Origin of the sequence: Cronobacter malonaticus LMG 23826, assembly GCF_001277215.2 — a bacterium.
GTDB classification, from domain to species: Bacteria; Pseudomonadota; Gammaproteobacteria; order Enterobacterales; family Enterobacteriaceae; genus Cronobacter; species Cronobacter malonaticus.
Genome location: NZ_CP013940.1, coordinates 2,824,642 through 2,844,371, shown reverse-complemented (window position 1 = coordinate 2,844,371; position 19,730 = coordinate 2,824,642). Strand labels below are relative to the sequence as shown.

The window sequence follows — 19,730 nt, the reverse complement described above, 5'->3', positions numbered from 1 at the left end:
GTCCTTAAAGATCTTTGATATTTTCAGCTTCGAGCTCGGTGAAGTATTTCAGCGTCTTCACTTTCAGTTCCATCGTGGAAGGCTCATCGCACACGATAACCGCTTTCGGGTGCAACTGCAGACAGCTAATCGTCCACATATGGTTAACGTTGCCTTCAACCGCCGCCTGCAGCGCCTGCGCCTTAACGTGGCCCAGCACCAGAATCATGACTTCCTGCGCGTCCAGCAGCGTGCCAACGCCCACGGTGAGCGCGTATTTTGGCACCTGATTCACATCACCGCCAAAGAAACGCGAGTTCGCCACACGGGTGTCGTGCGTCAGGGTTTTGATACGTGTGCGGGATGCCAGAGAAGACGCGGGCTCGTTAAACGCGATATGACCATCGTTGCCGACGCCGCCCATAAACAGATGAATTTTGCCGTAGGCGCGAATTTTTTCTTCATAGCGGCGGCATTCTGCGTCAATATCCGGCGCGTTGCCATCCAGCAGGTTGATATTTTCTTCGGGAATATCAACGTGGTCGAAGAAATTACGGTACATGAAACTATGATAGCTTTCCGGATGATCTTTCGGCAGGCCCACATATTCATCCATGTTAAACGTTACGACATGTTTGAAACTGACCTGGCCTGCTTTATGCATCTCGATAAGCGCCTTGTAAGCTTCAAGCGGCGTGCCGCCAGTCGGCAGACCGAGAACGAAAGGGCGGTCAGCGGTGGGGTTGAAATCGTTAATGCGCTTAACAATATGGCGGGCGGCCCATTTGCCAACCTGCTGCGGCGTAGCCAGCGGAATCAGTCTCATTGTTCACCTCGGAAGTTAGAAAACAGGAGCGGATTAAACGGCTCACAGTGTAAGGGTATACCCGTTCGCTGAAAGCGGAAGCAATCCGTCTCGATTTTTTGAATGATAAAATAAGTTTTCGAGGTAAGCCATAGTAAAGGATGCGCAACAACGATATTTGGTGATAAAAATCACAGAAAAGACGCGTTTAATTTGCGAGGCGAATTAATTTTGCAGACACTCAGAGGTGATGCAAAGTGTCGCCGCGTTTCAGAGTTAGTAGCACAATAAAAACACTGCTTAGCTGGAGCCTCATCGGGGTCTCATAGGGGGAAAAAGTGAGTATTTTAGGTTATTTACAACGAGTAGGCCGGGCGCTGATGGTGCCTGTGGCTACGCTGCCTGCGGCAGCCATTCTGATGGGGGTCGGTTACTGGCTTGACCCGACCGGGTGGGGCGGCAGCAACGCGCTGGCGGCCTTCTTTATTCAGTCCGGCTCCGCGATTATCGACAACATGGGCGTGCTGTTTGCGGTTGGCGTCGCGTACGGTATGTCAAAAGATAAAGACGGCGCTGCGGCGCTGGCGGGGTTTGTCGGGTTCCTGGTGCTGACGACGCTCTGCTCGCCAGCGGCTGTCGCCATGATCATGAAGATCCCGGCCGATCAGGTGCCTGCTGCCTTCGGTAAAATTAAAAACCAGTTCGTGGGCATTATGGTGGGGATTATTGCCGCCGAACTGTATAACCGCTTTAGCGCCGTAGAGCTGCCGAAAGCGCTGTCATTCTTCAGCGGTCGCCGTCTGGTCCCGATTCTGACGTCCTTCGTGATGATTGTTGTCGCATTTATCATGATGTACATCTGGCCGGTGGTGTTTGGTGGTCTCGTCGATTTTGGCGAGCAGATCCAGAAGCTCGGGTCGGTCGGTGCGGGCGTTTACGCGTTCTTTAACCGTCTGCTGATCCCGGTAGGTCTGCATCACGCCCTGAACTCCGTATTCTGGTTCGACGTAGCAGGCATTAACGATATCCCGAATTTCCTGGGCGGCGCGCAGTCTATCGAATCCGGTAAAGCCGTGGTTGGTATTACTGGCCGTTATCAGGCGGGCTTCTTCCCGATTATGATGTTTGGCCTGCCAGGCGCGGCGCTGGCGATTTACCACTGCGCGCGTCCTGAAAATAAAGCCAAAGTGCTGGGGATTATGATGGCGGGCGCTTTCGCCGCATTCTTTACCGGCATTACCGAGCCGCTGGAATTCTCCTTTATGTTCGTGGCACCGGTGCTGTATGTCATTCACGCGGTATTGACGGGGATCTCCGTATTTATCGCGGCGACGATGCACTGGATTGCCGGCTTCGGCTTCAGCGCCGGGCTGGTGGATATGGTGCTGTCGTCCCGTAACCCACTGGCAACGCACTGGTACATGCTGATTCCGCAGGGGCTAGTCTTCTTCGTCATCTATTACGTGGTGTTCCGCTTTACCATCACCAAATTCAACCTGATGACGCCGGGCCGTGAGCTGGCCGTCGCAGGCAGCGAAGCAGACGGTGTGGACGTTAACGTCAGCGACGAGAAAGATCTGGATGCGGCGGGCCTTGCGCGTCAGTACATCGCGGCGGTGGGCGGCTCCGATAACCTGACCGGTATCGATGCCTGCATCACGCGTCTGCGTCTGAATGTGAAAGACTCCGCGCTGGTGGATGAGGCGATGGCTAAGCGCCTTGGCGCGACGGGCGTGATTCGCCTTAACAAAACCAGCGTGCAAATCATCGTCGGCTTCGTGGCAGAAAAAATTGCGAACGCGATGAAAACCACCGGCCATGTCGAGGCCTCCGCACCAAAAGCGCAGACCACAGCGCCTGTCGCACCAGCCGTGAAGCCGCAGGCGGTCGCTAACGCAAAAACCATCGCCGCGCTGGTATCGCCGGTGACGGGTGAAGTGGTCGCGCTCGACGCGGTGCCGGATGAAGCGTTCGCCAGCAAAGCGGTCGGCGATGGCGTCGCCATCAAGCCCACCGATAAACTGGTGGTCGCGCCGGCGGCCGGGACTATCGTGAAAATCTTCAACACCAACCATGCGTTCTGCCTGGAAACTGAAAACGGCGCAGAAATTGTGGTGCACATGGGGATTGATACCGTCGCGCTGAACGGCCAGGGCTTTAAACGTCTGGTGGAAGAGGGCGCGCAGGTGACGGCAGGCCAGCCAGTGCTGGAGCTTGATCTGGACTACCTGAACGCTAATGCGCGCTCAATGATTAGCCCGGTCGTATGCAGCAACATCGACGACTTCGGCGGGCTGGTTATCCAGGCGCAGGGCGCGGTGGTGGCAGGCCAGAGCGCGCTGTATGAAATTAAAGGCAAATAATCGCTTCTGAGTCGTTATGCCTGAACGGCGGGGGAAACTCCCGCCGTTTTTTTTCGCCTTTTTTCGGGGCTGGCGCGCACCACTTAACGCCATGTAGGGTAGCGGACACTGAGATTAAGGAGAATCACATGCGTCAGATTATTGTCATCCTCTTCGCTGCCGTGCTGTTAAGCGGCTGCATTCCTCGCTACGCCACCCACCGGCCTGCGCTCGATATGGATATTCAAAACGAGCAGGGCGAGCCCATTCCCCACGCCACGCTCTGGCTGCAAACGCACCGTATGCCGCCGGGTTATTACCCGCCGCCGGAAAAATTCACGGCGGATGATAACGGCCATGTTTCCGTCTCGCGCGTTTCGGAGTGGGAAAACATGATTTTCTTTCTTCACGGCACGATGATCTATTCGTGGAGCTGGTGCGTTGAAGCGCCAGGCTACCTGCCGCGTGAAGGGAATGTCGAGTCATTAAGGCCTCAAGTCAAATTACTCAAAGCCAGAACGCCCGAGCGTTGTCGGCTGGCGCAGTATGCTGAAGCCCGTCAGTAACATGCGGTGCTCTGCGGCGGGATTTTCTGTAACTAAAGGTTGTTTCCCGCCTCTGCTTATAAGATCATACGCCGTTAAACGATGTTGACGCTTTGAGGAATATGCGATGAGTGAGGCAGAAGCCCGCCCGACTAACTTTATTCGCCAGATTATCGATGAAGATCTGGCGTCTGGAAAACACACCACGATTTGCACCCGCTTTCCGCCGGAGCCGAATGGCTATCTGCACATCGGCCACGCGAAATCGATCTGCCTGAACTTCGGTATCGCGCAGGATTACCAGGGCCAGTGCAACCTTCGCTTTGACGATACCAACCCGGTCAAAGAAGATCTGGAATTTGTCGAGTCGATTAAAAATGACGTGCAATGGCTGGGTTTCCACTGGTCTGGCGACGTGCGCTACTCCTCTGACTATTTCGATCAGCTTTATAACTACGCTGTTGAGCTTATCAACAAGGGCCTGGCCTACGTTGACGAGCTATCGCCGGAGCAGATCCGCGAATACCGCGGCACGCTGACCGCACCGGGCAAAAACAGCCCGTTCCGCGATCGCAGCGTGGAAGAAAACCTGGCGCTGTTTGAGAAAATGCGTGCCGGTGGGTTTGAAGAGGGCAAAGCGTGCCTGCGCGCGAAAATTGATATGGCGTCGCCGTTTATCGTGATGCGTGACCCGGTGCTGTACCGCATTAAGTTCGCCGAGCATCACCAGACCGGCAACAAGTGGTGCATCTACCCGATGTACGACTTTACCCACTGCATCTCCGATGCGCTGGAAGGCATCACCCATTCGCTCTGTACGCTGGAGTTCCAGGACAACCGTCGTCTGTATGACTGGGTGCTGGATAACATCACCATTCCGGTTCACCCGCGCCAGTACGAATTCTCGCGCCTGAATCTGGAATATACGGTGATGTCCAAGCGTAAGCTAAACCTGCTGGTCACCGATAAGCATGTCGAAGGCTGGGACGATCCGCGTATGCCGACCATTTCCGGCCTGCGCCGTCGCGGTTATACCGCCGCGTCCATCCGTGAATTCTGCAAGCGTATCGGCGTGACCAAACAGGATAACACCGTGGAAATGGCCGCGCTGGAAGCCTGCATTCGCGAAGATCTCAACGAGAACGCGCCGCGCGCCATGGCGGTTATCGATCCGGTGAAACTGGTTATCGAAAACTACCCGCAGGGCCACAGCGAAATGGTGTCCATGCCTAACCATCCGAACAAACCGGAAATGGGCAACCGCGACGTGCCGTTCAGCGGCGAAATCTGGATCGATCGCGCGGATTTCCGTGAAGAAGCCAACAAGCAGTACAAGCGTCTGGTGCTCGGTAAAGAAGTGCGTCTGCGTAACGCGTATGTCATTAAAGCCGAGCGTGTGGAGAAAGACGACGCGGGTGAAATCACCACCATTTACTGCACCTACGATGCCGAAACGCTGAGCAAAGACCCTGCTGACGGCCGCAAGGTCAAAGGCGTTATCCACTGGGTCAGCGCGGCGCATGCGCTGCCGGTTGAGATTCGTCTCTATGACCGTCTGTTCAGCGTGCCGAACCCGGGTGCGGCGGAAGATTTCCTCACGACCATCAACAAAGAATCGCTGGTCATTAAGCAGGGTTATGCTGAGCCAGGCCTGAAAAACGCTGAAGCGGGCAAAGCCTGGCAGTTCGAGCGTGAAGGTTATTTCTGCCTCGACAGCCGCCATGCAAACGGTGACAAACTGGTGTTCAACCGCACCGTTGGCCTGCGCGATACCTGGGCTAAAATCGGCGAGTAATACCTCACCTGTTACAAGACGCCGCCTCTGAGCGGCGTTTTTTTTTGCTTTTTAATCAATGCGTTAAAAGCAGAAAAATATTCGCGACGCGAATTAATCTACATGTTCCCCGTTAACTGCAAGCCCGCCATAAAATCGCATGTTGCTATTTTAATCTACTGATTATCATGAAATCGCTTTCATTTTATAGCTTTAACTAATCCATCCTCTTTTATCCGCATTAAAATCTGCCTTCTGAAAATGTTACAAAATGAAAATTATTTTGTGCACTGTGTCATAAAGCCACGAAAATTCAGGGGATTAAGATTGATAATTCGCGTCGCGAAAAATAGTCTTGAAGGGCTGTTTTGGAGTTCTCCTTCAGCACTTTTACTTTTTTATTTTTCATTCGCTTTGCGCGCTATGTGCGCCGCGAATTTTTTACGTCAAAGAGGAATTTCACATGCGTTCGTTGAGATACAAACGTAGCGGCATCGCGCTGGCTGTCGCCAGCGTTACCGCGCTGGGCGGCCTGTGTAGCCCGCCCGTTCACGCCGCCGGGTTTATTGACGACTCTACGTTAACTGGCGGCATCTATTACTGGCAGCGCGAGCGCGACCGTAAAGATGTCGTGGAAGACAAATATAAAACCAACCTCTCGCACTCCACCTGGAACGCGAACCTGGATTTCCAGTCAGGGTTTGCCGCCGATATGTTCGGGCTGGATATCGCCGCGTTCACCGCTATCGAAATGGCGGAAAACGGCGACAGCGGGCACCCGAATGAAATCGCGTTCTCCGCAAGCAACAAAGCCTACGACGAAGACTGGTCCGGCGATAAAAGCGGTATCAGCCTTTATAAAGCTGCCGGTAAATTTAAATATGGCCCGGTCTGGGCGCGGGCTGGCTGGTTGCAGCCCACCGGCCAGACGCTGCTGGCGCCGCACTGGAGCTTTATGCCCGGCACGTATCAGGGTGCTGAAGCGGGCGCGAATTTTGACTACGGCGAGGCAGGCGCGCTGAGCTTTTCGTACATGTGGGCCAACGAATACAAATCGCCGTGGCATCTGGAGATGGACAAGTTCTACCAGAACGACAGAACCACGCGCGTCGATTATCTCCACTCGATCGGCGCGAAATATGATTTTAAAAACTCGCTGGTGCTGGAAGCGGCTTTTGGCCAGGCAGAAGGCTATATCGATCAATATTTCGCGAAAGCGAGCTACAACTTCACACTTGCAGGCAACCCGCTCTCCACAAGTTATCAGTTCTATGGTGCGCGCGATAAAGCCAGTAACGGCACCGTCAATGATATTTACGACGGCACCGCGTGGCTCCAGGCGCTGACGTTTGGCTATAAAATTGGCCAGGTCGATTTGCGTCTGGAAGGCACTTGGGTCAGCGCCGAAGGGCAGCAGGGCTATTTTCTGCAGCGCATGACGCCAACTTATGCGTCTTCCAACGGACGGCTCGATATCTGGTGGGATAACCGCTCCGATTTTAACGCCGATGATGAAAAAGCCGTGTTCTTCGGCGCGATGTATGATCTCAAAAACTGGAACCTGCCTGGTTTTGCGCTCGGCGCGTCATACGTTTACGCCTGGGATGCGAAACCTTCCACGCTGCCTACCACTGACGGCTACTACGACCCTGACTACCGCCTGAAAGAATCCGCTTACAGTCTCGATGCGGTTTACACCCTGCAGGATGGCCGCGCCAAAGGCACAATGTTTAAGCTGCATTTCACCCAATACGACAACCACTCCGACATCCCGAGCTACGGCGGCGGCTACGGCAACATCTTCCAGGACGAGCGCGACGTGAAATTTATCGTCACGGCACCGTTCACGATTTTCTGATTGCGCAGGGGCGCGCAGATGCGCCTTCCATCAAGGGCAGTGAAAAGGAGAAGTCGATGAAAAAGTTACAGAACAGTGTATTAGCGGGTGCGGTGATGGGGCTTTTCAGCGGAGCCACCGCACAGGCGTCAACGGCAGAGAGCATCAGCCAGTTTGGACTTAATTACACCATTACCGACAATCAGGCCGCGCAGCACGGCACAGACTGCGCGGCGCTCGGCGCTGACTGGGCCTCATGCAACAAAGCGGTCATCACGCTTACCAACCCGGGCGACGCGGTGACCGACAAAAACTGGACTATCTGGTTTCACAGCATTCGCCAGATCCTTAAAGTCGATAACGATCAATTTAAAGTGACCCACGTGATGGGCGATCTTCACAAGCTTGAGCCGACGGACAAATTCACCGGCTTCCCGGCGAAAGCCTCGGTGGAAATCCCGATTATCAATGAATACTGGCAACTGTTTATCACCGACGTGCTGCCGCGCTGGTATGTCACGGCAGACGACGGCGCGCCGAAGGTTATCGCCAGTACCGATACCGAAACGCTGACCGATTTTGTCAGCCCGCTGAAAGATCAGTGGAAACGCACACCGGACGATAAAAATATCCTGATGACCGCCGAAGCGCGATTCGATAAAAACAGCGACGTTAAAACGCTGAACGCAGAGAGCCTGCGCGGGCAGATCGTGCCTACGCCGCGGCACGTCAAAGTACACGGGCAAAATGTCTCACTGGACAAGGGCGTTCAGCTTGATATGTCCGCGCTCGACAAACCCGCGCAGGAGGCGGTAGCCGCCCGCTTCGCGCTGCTCGGTATAAAAACTGATGCAGGCTATCCGGTACGTACCGCTATCACCAGCCACGCGTTTACTGGCAACGAGGCGGTGTCCGGCGCGTATCAGCTGCATATCGGGCCAAAAGAGACGACGATTACCGGTTATGACCGCGCGGGCGTCTTTTACGGGCTGCAATCGCTGCTGTCACTGATCCCGGCTAAGGGCGCGAAGCAAATCGCCATGCTCGACGCGCAGGACGCGCCGCGTTTTGACTATCGCGGCATTCAACTCGATGTGGGACGCAACTTCCACACTAAAGCCGCTGTGCTACGCCTGCTTGACCAGATGGCGGCCTATAAGCTCAATAAATTCCATTTCCATTTGAGCGATGACGAAGGCTGGCGTATCGAGATTCCGGGCTTGCCGGAGCTGACCGACACAGGCGCGAAGCGCTGTCACGATCTCAGCGAAAAAACCTGCCTGCTGCCGCAGCTCGGCTCCGGGCCTGATACGAACAATAATGGCAGCGGTTTCTTCACCCGCGCGGATTATATTGAGATTGTGAAATATGCCGCCGCGCGCCAGATAGAAGTGATCCCGGAAATCGACATGCCCGCTCACGCCCGCGCGGCGGTGATTGCGATGGAAGCGCGTTACGACAGGCTGGAAAAAGCCGGTAAAACCGAAGAGGCGAACCAGTATCGCCTGCTCGACCCGAAAGATACGTCCATCACCACTGGCGTGCAGTACTACAACCGCACCGGTTATCTCAATCCGTGCCTCGACTCCTCGCGCCGCTTTGTCGATAAAGTGATTGGCGAGATCCAGCAGATGCACAAAGAGGCCGGGCAGCCGCTCACCACCTGGCATTTCGGCGGCGATGAGGCGAAAAATATCTACCTCGGCGCGGGTTATACGGATAAAACGAAACCGGAAGCCGGGAAGGGGATTATCGACCAGAGCCGTCAGGACAAGCCCTGGGCGCGCTCACCAGTGTGTCAAAAAATGGTGCAGGACGGCGTGGTGGCTGATGTCGAACACCTCTCCAGCTACTTTGGCGCGCAAGTGAGCAAGCTCGTTAAGGCGCACGGCATCGACACCATGCAGGCGTGGCAGGACGGGCTAAAAGATGCGAAAGACGCCAGCGCGTTCGCCACCTCGCACGTTAACGTCAACTTCTGGGACACGCTCTACTGGGGCGGTTTCGATACAGCGAACGACTGGGCGAATAAAGGTTTTCGCGTGGTGGTCTCTAACCCGGATTATGTCTATCTGGATTTCCCGAACGAAGTAAACCCGGCCGAGAGCGGCTACTACTGGGGCACGCGCTTTAGCGACGAGCGCAAGATTTTCAGCTTCGCGCCGGATAACCTGCCGCAAAACGCCGAAACCTCTGTCGATCGCGACGGCAACGCGTTCAGCGCAAAATCTGACAAGCCGTGGCCAGGTGCGTATGGCCTCTCGGCGCAGCTCTGGAGTGAAGTGGTACGCACCGATAAACAAATGGAGTACATGATGTACCCGCGTCTGCTTTCCGTTGCGGAGCGCGCCTGGCATCGCGCCGCCTGGGAGCAGGATTATCAGGCAGGTCGCGAATATAAAGGCGGCGAGACCCATCTGGTGGACGTAAAAGCGCTTCATGACGACTGGACGCGCTTTGCGAACCTGGCGGGCAGCCGTGAACTGCCGAAGCTCGAAAAAGCGGGCGTGCAGTTCCGCCTGCCGGTACCGGGCGCGCGGATTAACAACGGCGTGTTGCGGATGAACAACAGCTTACCTGGTGTTGCAATGGAATACTCCACTGACGGCGGCGCGCGCTGGCAGCGCTACGACGATGCGAAGCCGCCACGCGTGACGGGTGCCGTGCAGGTCCGCAGCGTCAGCAGTGACGGTAAACGCTACAGCCGTGTTGATAACGTACAGCCGTAACGCAATAAAAAAGCCAGCCTGTGGGCTGGCTTTTTCATGTCGGGTGCCGTATGCCTTACAGCGACTCAGGCAGATGGTGAACCGCGACCAGTTTGCCTTTGCTTATCTCAATATTTTTCGCACCGCGCAACTGAGAAAGGGTTTTCATCACCATGCTGCGGGAAAGGTTGGTTTTTTTAACAATATAATCAGCCACGTTAATCCGGTTGCGCATGAACTCATCCATTGCCGCCAGACAATCGATATTTGCTTTAATCATGCTATAGCTGTTTCGCCCCATCATAATTTCTTCACGATAGCAAAGCATATTAATAATCCATGAGGACAAAATAAGCAGATGTAACTGACAGTGATTTTTTTCGATCTCCTGAATGAAATAATCAAAAGGAATTAACTGATAATGACATTCAGAATCCGCCTGTAATTTGGCGAATTGAGTTTTACCTAAATTCCTCGCCAGACCCAGCACCGACGGCGCACTGCTTTTTTCGATAAGCAGTCGATCGCTCTGGCGCATCAGAGAGAACTGACCGCCGCGAATGATGCAGATCTCCCCGTCCCGAAGCGGGATCAGCGTATTTTTTTCTGCACGAGACCAGTTGCCGTAGCTATTGAAAATATCCGCGATACGGTAAATCTCAGCAAGCGGTTTAGGGGGTAAGACCATGTTGGTTACCTTATATAAAATAAAATTAAATCGTTGCTGTATCTTAATGGATGGATTTTTATTGCTGCAATAAGGGGCAGGAGAGATAAAAGAAGAAACAGGGATAATCTGATGTCTAAACGATTGAGTGATAAAGATATTTATCTTTTCTGAATTTCGATTTAATAAAATATATGTGGTTTAATTAAGCATTGTGCGCTGTATTAAAATACCCTAACTTTTTAAGTTTATCTAAAAAAATACATTTCTGTTTTCGGTGCAGCGTTTTCAGGCAATAAAAAAGCCGACAAATGTCGGCCTGGATGATGCAATGTGCGAGTGTTATTTCCCGCCAGCCTCGTGGGCGTGTTCGTTTTCGCGGCAGTCGCCATCCGCGCAGTGACCGTACAGATAGAGACTGTGGTTGGTCAGGCGAATGCCATGGCGCGTGGCGATCTCACGCTGACGCGCTTCAATAGAGTCATCACTGAATTCGATCACTTTGCCGCAATCGAGGCAAATCAGGTGATCGTGATGATGCTGTTGCGTCAGCTCAAAAACGGATTTACCGCCTTCGAAGTTGTGACGAGTGACGATGCCGGCATCGTCGAACTGGTTAAGTACGCGATAGACCGTGGCAAGGCCAATCTCTTCACCCATGTCAATCAGACGCTTATAGAGGTCTTCCGCACTGACATGATGATTGACCGGTTCCTGCAGCACTTCGAGGATTTTTAATCGAGGAAGCGTGACTTTCAGGCCGGCTTTCTTTAATGCGGTATTGTTGTCAGTCATGCGGAATCTGTCCTGTTGCTTAACGACTCGCTCCGGAAGGGAGCGATACATCGGATACGCCGAAGATGAATGCGTCTCATTATAGAACTGACATGCCTAAATGAAAACCGCAAGCGTCCGGCAAAAAAGAGCTTAAAAATCGTGGGCCAGCCAGCGTTTTCACGTGGAGAGCCTGATAATTAAGAAAGCCATTGTACAGCGTAGTGAGGGAAAGTTAAAAATTTGTAGCAATTATTTTCATTGCTTTTATCTATCAAACGGCGCGGAACGGTGCCCGCGCCGCTTATCATCAGGCGTTGATGATTTCCTGCAGATGAAGCTCTTCGGAAACCTGTTTGACCCATTTTTCAACGCGCTCAGCGGTCAGTTCCGGCTGGCGATCTTCGTCAATCGCGAGACCAACGAAGTGATCGTCGTCCGCCAGACCTTTAGAGGCTTCAAAATGGTAGCCTTCGGTCGGCCAGTGGCCAACGATGGTCGCACCGCGCGGTTCGATAATGTCGCGAATGGTGCCCAGCGCGTCGCAGAAGTATTCTGCATAATCTTCCTGGTCGCCGCAGCCAAAGAGCGCTACCAGCTTGCCGTTGAAGTCAATTTCTTCGAGCGTCGGGAAGAAATCGTCCCAGTCGCACTGCGCTTCGCCGTAGTACCAGGTCGGGATGCCAAGCAGAAGAATATCGAACGCTTCCAGATCCTCTTTGCTGCTTTTAGCAATGTCATGCACTTCAGCAACGTCAGTCCCGAGCTGTTTCTGGATAATTTTTGCGATATTTTCGGTATTGCCGGTGTCGCTGCCGAAAAAGATGCCTACGATTGCCATAAGAAGAATAACCTCTTGAATCTAAATGTAATGGTGCTGGCATAACGCCCACAGATAGGGCAATCATAGCAGAACAGAAGAAGGTGCGGAAACGGTATCAGGCGCCGGGTGCACTCTCTGCTACATTGCCCCGTCCTTTTGGGTAAAATTCAGACCAGACCTTACTCCTGCAAGGCTTTCAGCTGCGCGAGCAGCATCGCTTCTATCAGCTCGCTGCGGCTGATATTGCGCGCCTGCGCGAGATGGTTCAGCGCGTCTACCGCATCGGCGTTCAGCTTCAGCTCCACGCGCTTAAGCCCGCGAACTTTGTCACGCTTAAGCTGGTTGCGCTTATTGATGCGCAGCTGTTCGTCGCGCGACAGCGGATTGGTTTTCGGTCTGCCCGGACGGCGTTCATCCGCGAAGAGATCGAGCGTTGTGCGGTCCGTTTGTTCTTTTGCCATGGTATGAGTATAGACAGGGGAAACAGGCTGCCGTGGCGTGGCCCGGCGGTATTTCAGCGCGCCATCATACATGAGGCAGCGAAGCGCGCCAACGCATCCGGCGCGCGAGGGCGCCGGTCGGTCTGTTTTTAATCAGTTTCCAGAAAGCGACGAATCGCGCGCAGCACCGCCTGCGGTTTTTCGGCATGCACCCAGTGGCCTGCGCCCGCAATCACATGCGCGCGGGCTTTGGGGAATTGTGAGAGCAGCGCCTCGCGGTGCGCCTCTTCCACATAAGGCGACGCACCGCCGCGAATAAACAGCGCCGGGCCGTGCCAGGCTGGCACCGTTTCCCAGCCGACAATATGCGAATACTGGTTCCACAGCACCGGCACGTTAAAGCGCCACTCGCCATCGACAAACGATTTCAGCAGAAACTGCACCACGCCTTCCTCAGCAATATGCTGGCGCATAATCTCCGCCGCCTGCTGGCGAGAGGTGACGCCCGCGTCGTTCACGGCGTTCACCGCTGTGAATATTTCATCGTGACGGCGCACCTGGTAATCGACCGGCGCGATATCAATCGCCACCAGCTTTTCAATGCGCTCCGGCGCAAGGGCGGTCACCGCCATCGCCGCTTTGCCGCCCATCGAATGACCGATAAGAATCACCTTATTCAGCCCCAGCGCATCCAGCGTTTCGAGAATATCCTGCGCCATCGCCGGATAATCCATCGTCTCGCTGCGCCCGGAAAGCCCGTGATTTCGCAAATCAACCTGCACAACGTCATGATCCGCCACCAGATCGCGGGCCAGCACGCCCAAGTTATCCAGGCTGCCAAACAGCCCGTGAATTAACACAATCGGTGTATTTTGAGTCGGTTGTTGCGCAGATTGCGTGCGGGTATTTAATTTCATGGCAAAGTTCTTTTTTGGCGACTGACAGGTTAGGTTATCATGTTGACCATTCTGCCGCCCGGCTGCAAGGTTCCAGTTAATTCCGACTTTTGCGGCCTTCCTGGTTTGACGCTATCCGCTGTTGGGTTTTAACTTTATACTCCCAACGACTTGTATTCAGAAAAGATATCGCACTGGATTAAGATGAAAACGATTGAAGTTGATGACGAGCTGTATCGCTACATTGCCAGCCACACCCTGCATATTGGCGAAAGCGCGTCCGACATTTTACGGCGCATGTTGAAATTTTCCGCCTCCTCGCAATTAGCCGCTACACCCGCCAAAGCAGAGACTCCCGCCACTGTTGCGCCCGCCGCTGAGCCTGAAAAGCCAGTGAACCCGGCGCGCGACCGCGTGCGAGCGATGCGTGAACTGCTGTTATCGGATGAATACGCCGAACAAAAACGCGCGGTCAATCGTTTTATGCTGGTGCTGTCTACACTCTATTCACTGGATGCAAATACTTTTGCCGAAGCGACCGAGTCGTTACACGGCCGTACCCGCGTCTATTTCGCTGGTGACGAGCAAACGCTGCTGCAAAGTGGTAACCAGACGAAACCCCGCCACGTGCCGGGCACGCCGTACTGGGTGATTACGAATACGAATACAGGCCGCAAATGCAGCATGATCGAACACATCATGCAGACCATGCAGTTCCCGGCGGAATTGATTGAGAAGGTTTGCGGCACCATTTAACTCTTGCGTCAGAAGGACCAGGCCATGGCAGTCAATAACCGTGCGGGACAGCCTGCACAACAGAGTGATTTAATCAACGTCGCCCAGCTTACCGCACAGTACTACGTGCTGAAGCCGGAAGTGGGTAATGCGGAACATGCGGTGAAGTTCGGTACGTCCGGCCACCGTGGGAGCGCCGCGCGCCACAGCTTTAACGAGCCGCACATTCTGGCGATAGCCCAGGCGATCGCCGAAGAGCGTGCGAAAAACGGCATCACCGGGCCGTGCTATGTCGGTAAAGATACGCACGCGCTCTCCGAGCCTGCGATTATCTCCGTGCTGGAAGTGCTGGCCGCCAACGGCGTCGATATCATCGTGCAGGAGAACAACGGTTATACGCCGACGCCTGCGGTCTCGAATGCCATTCTTGAACACAACAAACGCGGCGGCGCGCAGGCCGACGGCATCGTCATCACCCCGTCGCACAACCCGCCGGACGATGGCGGCATCAAATACAACCCGCCTAACGGCGGCCCGGCAGACACCAACGTCACCAAAGTGGTCGAAAACCGCGCCAACGAACTGCTGGCGAACGGCCTGAAAGAGGTGAAACGCATCTCTCTGGACGAGGCCTGGGCGAGCGGCCGCATTCAGGAAAAAGATCTGGTGCAGCCGTTTATCGAAGGGCTTGCAGAAATCGTCGATATGGCCGCTATCCAGAAAGCGGGCCTGAAGCTTGGCGTCGACCCGCTCGGCGGCTCCGGTATCGAATACTGGAAGCGTATCGCGGAGCACTACAAGCTCAATCTCACCATCGTTAACGATCAGGTGGATCAGACTTTCCGCTTTATGCACCTCGATAAAGACGGCGCAATCCGCATGGACTGCTCGTCGGAATCGGCGATGGCCGGTCTGCTGGCGCTGCGTGACAAGTTCGACCTGGCGTTCGCGAACGACCCGGATTACGACCGCCACGGTATCGTCACGCCTGCGGGCCTGATGAACCCGAACCACTATCTGGCGGTGGCGATCAACTACCTGTTCCAGCATCGTCCGCAGTGGGGCCAGGACGTGGCCGTTGGCAAAACGCTGGTCTCCTCCGCGATGATCGACCGCGTGGTGGACGCGCTGGGTCGTAAGCTGGTGGAAGTGCCGGTTGGCTTTAAATGGTTCGTTGACGGTCTCTACGACGGCAGCTTCGGCTTTGGCGGCGAAGAGAGCGCGGGCGCATCCTTCCTGCGCTTTGACGGCACGCCGTGGTCCACCGATAAAGACGGCATCATCATGTGCCTGCTGGCGGCGGAAATCACCGCTGTAACCGGTAAAAACCCGCAGCAGCACTATGACGAGCTGGCCGCGCGTTTCGGCGCGCCGAGCTACAACCGTCTCCAGGCTTCCGCGACCTCCGCGCAGAAAGCGGCGCTCTCGAAGCTCTCTCCGGAAATGGTCAGCGCCAGTACGCTGGCGGGCGACCCCATCACCGCGCGTCTGACGGCCGCACCGGGCAACGGTGCGGCTATCGGCGGCCTGAAAGTAATGACCGAGAACGGCTGGTTCGCGGCGCGTCCTTCCGGCACCGAAGACGCGTACAAGATCTACTGCGAAAGTTTCCTCGGTGAAGAACACCGCAAGCAGATCGAGAAAGAAGCGGTCGAAATCGTCAGCGAAGTGCTGAAAAACGCATAAATGCGCTCCTGAACAGGAGACGCGAAAAACGGCAACCTTCGGGTTGCCGTTTTGTTTTCACCGTGATGCCTCTCATCAACCGTGCTTATTGGTCAGCTCAAAGCGCGGCGACACCAGCCCGTACAGCGTCCAGCCCATAAACGTCACTATCGCGCCATACAGCATCGCTTCTTCGCCTGACGAGTAGAGCGCGTAGAAGCTATAAATCGCGCCGAGCAGCGCCACCAGATTCGCCGGTTTCGCCTTGCGCGGCGGTACTTTCGCCACCTGCTGAATAATGACCAGCGCTGCCATCGACAGAATATACGGGATGATATTCGTCACCACCGCCAGGTTCACCAGCACGTTAAACTGCTTGTTAAGCGAAGGGCTGATAGTCATCAGCGACAGGCCGCTCTGGATAATCACAATCGTCAGCATCCCTTTGACCGGCGCTTCCGCGCGGCTCAGGTGGGAAAAGACTTTCGGGAAATAGCCTTCATCGGCGGAGGAGCGGAACACCTGGGCGATGGTAAACTGCCAGCCGAGCAGCGAGCCGCAGCAGGACATCACCATCAGCGCCATAATGATTTTCCCGACGCCTGGCGTAAACATCTGCGCGAACGCCAGCCCGAACGGCGCGGTGGAGTGGGCCAGATCCAGATTCGGCACAATGCCCGCAATCACATTGGTCGAGACGATATAAATCACCGCCGCGCCCAGCGTGCCGCCGAGTACCGCAATCGGCACGTTGCGCTCCGGGTTTTCCACCACTTCCGTATTGGCGCAGGCTGATTCCAGCCCCAGGAAGGCCCACAGCGTCATGGCGATAGACGATCCGACCGCATCGAAAAACGGCACGTGATGCGGGTTCCACGAGGCGGCATACAGCGTCGGGCTGAACCAGAACCAGCCGATGACCGACAGCCCGACCACCGGAATGATCACTCCCCAGACGGTCACGCTGCTGAGCTTGCCGGTAATACGCGCGCCGCCAAAATTGGCGACGGTGCAGATCCACAGCACGCCGATAGTGGCGATCCCGGTTTGCACCGGCGTTAAGGCCGCGCCGAACAGCTCGCTGCCGTAGCCGACCGCGGAAATGGCGATAGCTACGTTCGCGATAAGCAGCGACACCCCGTAGGTGTAGTTCGCCATAAAGTTGCCGGATTTGCCGAAGGCGTATTCCGCATAGCCGCCCATGCCGCCCGATTTACGGCTGTACATCCCGCATTTGGCAAACGCCCAGGCGAGCGCTGTCGAGCCGACGGCGGTCACGAGCCAGGAGATAATGGAAATGGTGCCCACTTCGGCGAGTTTGGTCGGCAGCATGATAATGCCGGAGCCCATCATGTTGACCATGGTCAGGATGGTCAGCGGCACGACGCCCATTTTGTTGGATTTGCTCATCATAACGCTCCTTCTGTATGCGGTTGCGGCGCAGGCGTTTCACTGACCACGTAACACCAAACCTGACGGCGGCCATCGCAGGTTTCGACATAGACGCCCTGCAACTCCGGCGCGAAGCCCGGCAGCAGGTTGATCCCTTCTTCCAGCGCCTGAAAATAATGCAGCGCCGCGCCGCCCCAGATTTCGCCGGGCACCACGCACAGCACGCCGGGCGGGTAGGGGAGTGCGCCCTCCGCCGCGATACGGCCTTCGGCCTGTTCAAGACGTACCAGCTCAATATTGCCGCGAATAAACGCCTGGTGGGCCGCCTGCGGACTCATGGCGACGCGCGGGAAATGTGCTTTGCGGAACATCTCTTTTTGCAGCTGTTTGACGTTACGGCTGGCGTAAAAGTCGTGCATCTCCTGGCAGAGCTGACGCAGCGTATAGCCTTCGTAGCGTGCCTGATGCTGTTTAAAGAGCGAGGGCAGCACGTCGGCGAGCGGCGCGTCGCGCTCCAGCAGCGCTTCAAAGCGCGCCAGCTGCGCCACCAGCTGTTGCAGCTTGCTCATCTCCTCAGCGGGCGTCAGCAGGAACAGAATCGAGTTGAGATCGCACTTCTCAGGGATGATATGGTTTTCGCGCAGGTAGCTTGCGAGTATGGCGGCGGGTACGCCGAAAGCCTCATACTCGCCGGTTTCGGTATTTATACCCGGCGTGGTGAGCAGCAGCTTGCACGGGTCGACGAAATACTGGTGCGGCGCGTAGCCTTCAAAGGCGTGCCAGCGCTCGCCAGGCTCGAAGTGGAAAAAGCGCAAATCAGCGGCGATCTCCGCCGTCTCATAGCTCTGCCACGGGCGGCCATCGACGGTCGTCGGAACAAACGGGCGAATGGCGCGGCAGCTTTCAAAAATCATCTTGCGGGCGTCAATGCCCTGTTCCACGCAGCGCATCCACATCCGGCGTCCGGCATTGCCCTCGTGCATCCGCGCGTTAATGTCCAGAGCCGCGAAGAGCGGATAAAACGGGCTGGTGGAGGCGTGCATCATGAAGGCGTTATTCATGCGCTTATGCGACACATAACGCGGCTGCCCTTTGATATGGCTGTCTTTTTTATGGATTTGCGAGGTTTGCGAAAACCCGGCCTGCTGTTTATGCACCGACTGCGTGACGAGAATGCCCGGATCGTTTTCATTAAGCGTCAGCAGCAGCGGCGAGCAGGGCGCCATCATCGGAATAAACTGTTCATAGCCGACCCACGCAGAATCAAAAAGCAGGTAATCGCACAGCGGCCCGAGCGTGTCCACAACCTGACGGGCGTTATACACCGTGCCGTCATAGGTGCCGAGCTGGATAACCGCCAGGCGGAACGGGCGCTTTTCTGCGGCCCGCGCCGGAGCCACTTCCCGCACCCGCTCGCGCAGGTAACGCTCGTCAAAACAGTGGGCGTCGATCCCACCGATAAACCCGTACGGGTTACGCGCGGTTTCCAGATAGACCGGCGTCGCGCCCGCCTGCAACAGCGCGCCGTGATGGTTCGATTTATGGTTATTGCGGTCAAAGAGCACCAGATCGCCCGGTGCCAGCAGCGCGTTGAGCACCACTTTATTGGCCGAAGAGGTGCCGTTTAGCACAAAGTAGGTTTTATCGGCGTTAAACACCTTTGCGGCATGCTGCTGTGCGAGGCAGGGCGCGCCTTCGTGGATCAGCAAATCGCCCATCGCCACGTCGGCGTTGCAGAGATCGGCGCGAAACAGCGTATCGCCGAAGAAACTGACGAACTGGTTACCCGCCGGGTGACGCCGGAAAAAATCACCGCCCTGGTGGCCTGGGCAGTCAAAGGCACTGTTGCCCTGATTCACGTAATCCACCAGCGCGCGAAAGAACGGCGGGCGCAGCCCGGTTTCATATTTCTGTGCGGCGGCCTCAAGCTGGCGGCCATAGTGTTCGCGGTGCGTTTCATTATATTCAAACACGCCCGCAATGCATGGCAGATACTCTGCCGGCACCCGTTCTTCAGCCTGGCATACCACAAACACCGGAATGCCAAATCCGGTCGTTTCTATCTCGTCGATAATGCCCATAAAAATATCGCTGACGGCAACCACCGCCGCGGCGATATCAATATAGTCAGATTCGTGAATATTAATCATATCGCGGTCTGTTGAAAAACAGTCCGGGCATAAACGGCTGACACCGATTTTTAACGCTTGCATGATTTTTCCTTATTTCAGGCAAAGCAATCCCGCCACTTTTCCTCGCGGAAAATTGCTCAATATAAATGTCGGGCAACATATTCCCGCCGCCTTCAAAAGGCAGTGCGGAAAATTTGCTTTTTTGGGGCCAGACAA

General features: G+C 55.4%; 15 protein-coding genes. 7 read left to right on the top strand and 8 right to left on the bottom strand.

Annotated features, from left to right (window positions below; translation table 11 throughout):
* Positions 1-4: 4 nt before the first annotated feature.
* Positions 5-805, bottom strand: a complete 801-nt coding sequence (gene nagB, locus AFK66_RS13385; RefSeq protein ID WP_007670385.1) for a glucosamine-6-phosphate deaminase — start codon at positions 803-805, stop codon at positions 5-7.
* A gap of 317 nt (positions 806-1,122) precedes the next feature.
* Here nagB and nagE point away from each other — a divergent pair, with 317 nt between their 5' ends.
* From nagE to AFK66_RS13360, 5 genes are all read left to right on the top strand, one after another.
* Positions 1,123-3,147, top strand: coding sequence for an N-acetylglucosamine-specific PTS transporter subunit IIBC (gene nagE / locus AFK66_RS13380; RefSeq protein ID WP_007781835.1), 2,025 nt, complete (start codon positions 1,123-1,125; stop codon positions 3,145-3,147).
* A 128-nt stretch (positions 3,148-3,275) separates the two neighbouring features.
* Positions 3,276-3,692 carry a membrane lipoprotein lipid attachment site-containing protein gene (locus AFK66_RS13375; protein ID WP_007781838.1) on the top strand — a complete coding sequence of 139 codons (417 nt, stop codon included), beginning with the start codon at positions 3,276-3,278 and terminating at the stop codon, positions 3,690-3,692.
* Positions 3,693-3,798: 106 nt separating this feature from the next.
* Positions 3,799-5,466, top strand: a complete 1,668-nt coding sequence (glnS, locus tag AFK66_RS13370) for a glutamine--tRNA ligase (protein WP_007781842.1) — start codon at positions 3,799-3,801, stop codon at positions 5,464-5,466.
* A 442-nt stretch (positions 5,467-5,908) separates the two neighbouring features.
* Entirely contained in the window at positions 5,909-7,303 is a 1,395-nt protein-coding gene (chiP, locus tag AFK66_RS13365) for a chitoporin ChiP (protein WP_007781844.1), read from the top strand.
* A 56-nt stretch (positions 7,304-7,359) separates the two neighbouring features.
* A complete protein-coding gene (locus AFK66_RS13360) occupies positions 7,360-10,011 on the top strand; it encodes a beta-N-acetylhexosaminidase (protein ID WP_007781848.1) in 2,652 nt (883 codons plus the stop codon).
* Positions 10,012-10,066: 55 nt separating this feature from the next.
* Here the strand turns inward: AFK66_RS13360 and AFK66_RS13355 are convergent, their stop codons facing one another.
* The 5 genes from AFK66_RS13355 to ybfF form a co-directional block, all read right to left on the bottom strand.
* On the bottom strand, positions 10,067-10,678 hold the full coding sequence (locus tag AFK66_RS13355; protein ID WP_007781851.1) for a helix-turn-helix domain-containing protein: 612 nt from the start codon (positions 10,676-10,678) through the stop codon (positions 10,067-10,069).
* Between the two features lie 321 nt (positions 10,679-10,999).
* Complete coding sequence (gene fur, locus AFK66_RS13350; RefSeq protein ID WP_004387176.1) at positions 11,000-11,452, bottom strand: ferric iron uptake transcriptional regulator; 453 nt, start codon at positions 11,450-11,452, stop codon at positions 11,000-11,002.
* Positions 11,453-11,741: 289 nt separating this feature from the next.
* Positions 11,742-12,272: a flavodoxin FldA gene (gene fldA, locus AFK66_RS13345; protein WP_004387175.1), complete on the bottom strand. Its 531-nt coding sequence runs from the start codon at positions 12,270-12,272 to the stop codon at positions 11,742-11,744.
* 161 nt (positions 12,273-12,433) lie between these two features.
* The gene (gene ybfE / locus AFK66_RS13340) at positions 12,434-12,715 is read right to left on the bottom strand and encodes a LexA regulated protein (RefSeq protein WP_004387174.1); all 282 of its coding nucleotides are present in this window, start codon (positions 12,713-12,715) and stop codon (positions 12,434-12,436) included.
* 128 nt (positions 12,716-12,843) lie between these two features.
* Positions 12,844-13,611, bottom strand: coding sequence for an esterase (gene ybfF / locus AFK66_RS13335; RefSeq protein ID WP_007781856.1), 768 nt, complete (start codon positions 13,609-13,611; stop codon positions 12,844-12,846).
* Between the two features lie 183 nt (positions 13,612-13,794).
* On the opposite strand from ybfF, the gene seqA reads away from it, so the two are divergent.
* Both seqA and pgm read left to right on the top strand, forming a co-directional pair.
* Positions 13,795-14,346, top strand: coding sequence for a replication initiation negative regulator SeqA (gene seqA, locus AFK66_RS22415; protein ID WP_007781859.1), 552 nt, complete (start codon positions 13,795-13,797; stop codon positions 14,344-14,346).
* Positions 14,347-14,370: 24 nt separating this feature from the next.
* Positions 14,371-16,011: a phosphoglucomutase (alpha-D-glucose-1,6-bisphosphate-dependent) gene (gene pgm, locus AFK66_RS13325; RefSeq protein WP_004387171.1), complete on the top strand. Its 1,641-nt coding sequence runs from the start codon at positions 14,371-14,373 to the stop codon at positions 16,009-16,011.
* A 75-nt stretch (positions 16,012-16,086) separates the two neighbouring features.
* Here the strand turns inward: pgm and potE are convergent, their stop codons facing one another.
* Together potE and speF are read right to left on the bottom strand one after the other, a co-directional pair.
* On the bottom strand, positions 16,087-17,400 hold the full coding sequence (gene potE / locus AFK66_RS13320; RefSeq protein WP_032968006.1) for a putrescine-ornithine antiporter: 1,314 nt from the start codon (positions 17,398-17,400) through the stop codon (positions 16,087-16,089).
* A complete protein-coding gene (gene speF / locus AFK66_RS13315; protein ID WP_007781867.1) occupies positions 17,400-19,595 on the bottom strand; it encodes an ornithine decarboxylase SpeF in 2,196 nt (731 codons plus the stop codon). Before speF ends, potE begins: the two co-directional genes overlap by 1 nt.
* Positions 19,596-19,730: the final 135 nt, after the last annotated feature.

Coding starts and splice junctions, on each gene's coding strand:
- AFK66_RS13355 (WP_007781851.1), bottom strand. CDS start 10,678: ATGGTCTTACCCCCTAAACCGCTTGCTGAGATTTACCGTATCGCGGAT.
- glnS (WP_007781842.1), top strand. CDS start 3,799: ATGAGTGAGGCAGAAGCCCGCCCGACTAACTTTATTCGCCAGATTATC.
- speF (WP_007781867.1), bottom strand. CDS start 19,595: ATGCAAGCGTTAAAAATCGGTGTCAGCCGTTTATGCCCGGACTGTTTT.
- ybfF (WP_007781856.1), bottom strand. CDS start 13,611: ATGAAATTAAATACCCGCACGCAATCTGCGCAACAACCGACTCAAAAT.
- seqA (WP_007781859.1), top strand. CDS start 13,795: ATGAAAACGATTGAAGTTGATGACGAGCTGTATCGCTACATTGCCAGC.
- AFK66_RS13375 (WP_007781838.1), top strand. CDS start 3,276: ATGCGTCAGATTATTGTCATCCTCTTCGCTGCCGTGCTGTTAAGCGGC.
- potE (WP_032968006.1), bottom strand. CDS start 17,400: ATGAGCAAATCCAACAAAATGGGCGTCGTGCCGCTGACCATCCTGACC.
- AFK66_RS13360 (WP_007781848.1), top strand. CDS start 7,360: ATGAAAAAGTTACAGAACAGTGTATTAGCGGGTGCGGTGATGGGGCTT.
- pgm (WP_004387171.1), top strand. CDS start 14,371: ATGGCAGTCAATAACCGTGCGGGACAGCCTGCACAACAGAGTGATTTA.
- fur (WP_004387176.1), bottom strand. CDS start 11,452: ATGACTGACAACAATACCGCATTAAAGAAAGCCGGCCTGAAAGTCACG.
- chiP (WP_007781844.1), top strand. CDS start 5,909: ATGCGTTCGTTGAGATACAAACGTAGCGGCATCGCGCTGGCTGTCGCC.
- fldA (WP_004387175.1), bottom strand. CDS start 12,272: ATGGCAATCGTAGGCATCTTTTTCGGCAGCGACACCGGCAATACCGAA.
- nagB (WP_007670385.1), bottom strand. CDS start 805: ATGAGACTGATTCCGCTGGCTACGCCGCAGCAGGTTGGCAAATGGGCC.
- ybfE (WP_004387174.1), bottom strand. CDS start 12,715: ATGGCAAAAGAACAAACGGACCGCACAACGCTCGATCTCTTCGCGGAT.